Origin of the sequence: Proteiniphilum sp. UBA1028 (genome assembly GCF_002316955.1) — a bacterium.
Classification (GTDB): domain Bacteria; phylum Bacteroidota; class Bacteroidia; order Bacteroidales; family Dysgonomonadaceae; genus Proteiniphilum.
The window spans coordinates 190548-193939 of record NZ_DCEN01000049.1 but is presented as its reverse complement, the minus strand read 5'-3'; the positions used below and the strand labels follow the sequence as shown (position 1 = coordinate 193939).

3 protein-coding genes are annotated in these 3392 nt (G+C 35.2%); all 3 read right to left on the bottom strand.

Annotated features, from left to right (window positions below):
* Window positions 1-52: 52 nt before the first annotated feature.
* Window positions 53-766, bottom strand: a complete 714-nt coding sequence (locus B3Z75_RS09255) for a FadR/GntR family transcriptional regulator (RefSeq protein ID WP_294070604.1) — start codon at window positions 764-766, stop codon at window positions 53-55.
* A 136-nt stretch (window positions 767-902) separates the two neighbouring features.
* Complete coding sequence (locus tag B3Z75_RS09250; RefSeq protein ID WP_294070601.1) at window positions 903-2174, bottom strand: alginate lyase family protein; 1272 nt, start codon at window positions 2172-2174, stop codon at window positions 903-905.
* A 120-nt stretch (window positions 2175-2294) separates the two neighbouring features.
* The coding region (locus B3Z75_RS09245; protein ID WP_294070598.1) for a hypothetical protein at window positions 2295-3392 on the bottom strand (1098 nt) is incomplete at its 5' end.

Here is a 3392-nt window from a genome sequence, read left to right as displayed (position 1 = left end):
ATTAGACCTGGTAGATTATGTATTTTCTACCACAACTATGTATAAAGAAAAATTAAAATTGATTTCTGGCAAATTTCATTACATTTTCCAAATGCTTATTCATCAATTCAGCAGCTTCGTCAGGATCTTGTTTCCGTATTGCTTCCAATAAGGATCTGTGTTCTTTCACTGTATTGTTCAGTTCTCTTGTAGAAGAACACATTCTGTATTCTGTATAGGATGATATTATATCAGGTATGATGATTTCCAGCAATGATTTTAATACTTTGTTATTGGAACCTCTTACAATTGCTGTATGAAATGCAAGGTCTGCCTCGTAAGGATCATTATTTCGATTCACTTCGTTTTCAAAATTAACTACAGCCTCTTCGATCTCAGTTAAACTTTTCTCACTTCTTCTCACAGCACATAATCTGGCTGAATTAACTTCTATAATCAGTCTGGTTTCTACCAATGAGAAAAAATCTCTACTTCCTACTTTTAAAATATTGGAAATTAGTCCCTCAATTGTGTCAATACCTGAGTCGGCAACAAATGTACCATTTTGAGGATATGTTTTTAATACCCCATAAAACTCTAACTTTCTAATTGATTCACGAACATATGTTCTGCTTACTCCGAAAGTTTCAGAAAGTTGACGTTCTGATGGTAGTTTATCTCCATGTTTCAGTTTACCAGATGATATTTGATTTTTTATCTGTTCGATTATTAAATCACTGGGAGATGCGACATTTATTTTCTCAAACTGATTCACAGGAATTTCCATAGCTTTACGTATTCAATATTTACAAATATAAGAAATAAAATAATTATGCGGAGAAAAATTAATTATCTTTAGATAAATGATCACTCACTCTACCTGAACGTTCATCTTTACGAATGTTTCTACTTTGGAAACAATATCAATCAGGCAGATTAATTTTGTAATATAACAACCTGTTTATATCTGGCAGGACATCCGAATATCCCTCCTCAATGTTTCTCTGGTTATCATAGCCAATTAATTTCGAAAGATCAAAATATTCTTTTTTCCCAGTTCTCAAGCCTGCATCGTAAAGCAAAATAGCAGCTCTGTCGGTGTTAAAATCATTGATCTGCGTATGAGGCCATGCATCAGGGTTCTTGTAGTATGGTATCATATATTCCAATGCCAAGATCATACCCCTGTCATTTTCTGACTGGTATTCCCATAGATTCAATCCATTTTTACTACACATTTTATCAGAAAAAGACAAAGCTTCTAAAGCGAAGGTCGAATAATGAATACCCAACGTTCTCTCCAGCTCTTTAGGGAAAGAACCGTCAGAGTCTATTTGAAGGGCAATACGAGGTAAAAACCTTTCATTCACAATCTGCTTGAAGTAGTCATAATCTTCTTCAAACATAACAAGAACCTGATTAATCACTTCGTACCACAATCCATGATTATTTTGTGCCTTTAATTCTGTCAGACCGTTGGTGCTATTTTCAATCCAATATCTAAAGGCCTTAGCCCAGTCTTGTAGTTCTTTTTTGTCCTCACTTGACCATGAAGAAGAACTTTCAATTATTTTGGCTGCGTTTAAAGCCTTAAGAAATCTTCTGGAATCGATAATCCCAGTACCCCGGATATGTTGCATACCAGGAACATGCTGTGCATAGGTCATATTTGGATTCATACCTGTGACAGGGTCTAAGAACCAAACTCTTACCAACTCAGCAGCTTTAGCTGCATACTTTTCCTCTCCTGTAAAAAAATACATAAGCGCAAGAAGTTCAGCATTTTCAGCAAAAAGAGTACTATTTACTCTTTCCGGATATTCATATACTTCGGGGTTTCTCTTCCCATCATCCCGAATATAAGGTAGCCCGTCAGCTTTTGAAGGATCAGGCCACCAGTACGGAGATAATGTGATGTAATCTCTTGGATCCTTACTGGGAGCGATATTTTTTTTATTTTCTGAAGCTACACTTAACGGTTTCATATGTAAAGAAACCGTGTCTACATATCTCTTAATAGCCTGGTAAATAGGTGTGATATGTTCATCGTTGTTGCGTATAGCTTCTTTTGCCTCCTCGAGCAAAACATCATGATAAATAATCGAATACATCGGTTTTTGATTTTTTGTAGTTGCCTGGCAACTGCTCAACAGTCCGATGGATAGGATTATATTCAGTAATAAGTGCTTTTTCATTAATATGCTTTTTTTGAAAATTAATATATCATATAAATGTTACAATATATCAGGGAGACACCTTAATAGATACATCCCTGATATAAAGCCATATATTTATTTTTTTATCATTCTGAAAAATTATTTAGCCCAAATAATATCAAATATCAATTCAGGGATACGACCATTCACAGCATCTTTAGGCATCTCCTTCAGTTTGATTATACCATTCTTACCTGTTGTGAAATTTCTAACCCATCCTATACTATACTCATCCAATGAGAAATGCCCGGAGGATGCACTAAATCCGGCATTAGAAGATGATTTGTAAACTCTTGGAGCACTTGTTGTCGGAAGTTCTATACCACTAAATAATTCACTGTTCAGTTCAATGATTGTTCCCGCTTCATATGCCTCTATTACTCTTAATTCGTCGGGATTAGCCCTATTTAAAGCTTTGAACCTTGTCTCAATTCCTCCTGCTCCGTAGAAATCATTCCATGAACCATCCTGGGGATCAATTGTAACATTATTACATTTGAAATTTTTCACTGTATTCGTGGCATTATGTGGTCCATATAGCTGTACATATCCAGATTGATCATAAAGGAAAAAGTCAATGCCGGTTCTATTTTCAAATGCGGAACAACTATTGTATACAGCACCTGTTTCTGCATCAAAGAAAGCATCTTCTGTTCCACCATATCCGGAACGAGCGCTCAGAAGAACATCAGTATGTTTATAATACCTTGGTTCGTTGGGATCTGTAATTAAACTAAAGGCATCGGTAATAATAATTTCTTCTTCACCATAATACACACCTTTCAAGGTTGCTGATGCCATGCTCCCTCCAAAATAATTTGGATACATATCAAAAGTAATGCTGGTATCAGTTTTTGATAATATCATCACTTTGGCATTACCAATAAAAATAGAGTCAATCAGGGATAATTTATCACCTTTTATCTCAACAGGAGTATATTTAGTAAGAGATGCAGGGAACTCAAAAACACGTGGCAATTCACTAATGATAGAGAAAGTATTTCCACTTGGCCCAATTTTGGAATTTTGAGTACCATCAAAATAAATAAAACTTAATTCTACCGGACCTTGCGCGTTGGAATAAGGCACTTTAAAAACAATTTCATCACTCATTTTACTAATGATTGAAGCTTCATCAGTACCAAGCAACACTGCGTCTATTGTATTTAAATTATCTCCGTAAATCACAATATCAGC

Bases quoted from the DNA above. Each gene is read 5' to 3' on its own strand.
- B3Z75_RS09255 (WP_294070604.1), bottom strand. From the start codon at position 766: ATGGAAATTCCTGTGAATCAGTTTGAGAAAATAAATGTCGCATCTCCC.
- B3Z75_RS09250 (WP_294070601.1), bottom strand. From the start codon at position 2,174: ATGAAAAAGCACTTATTACTGAATATAATCCTATCCATCGGACTGTTG.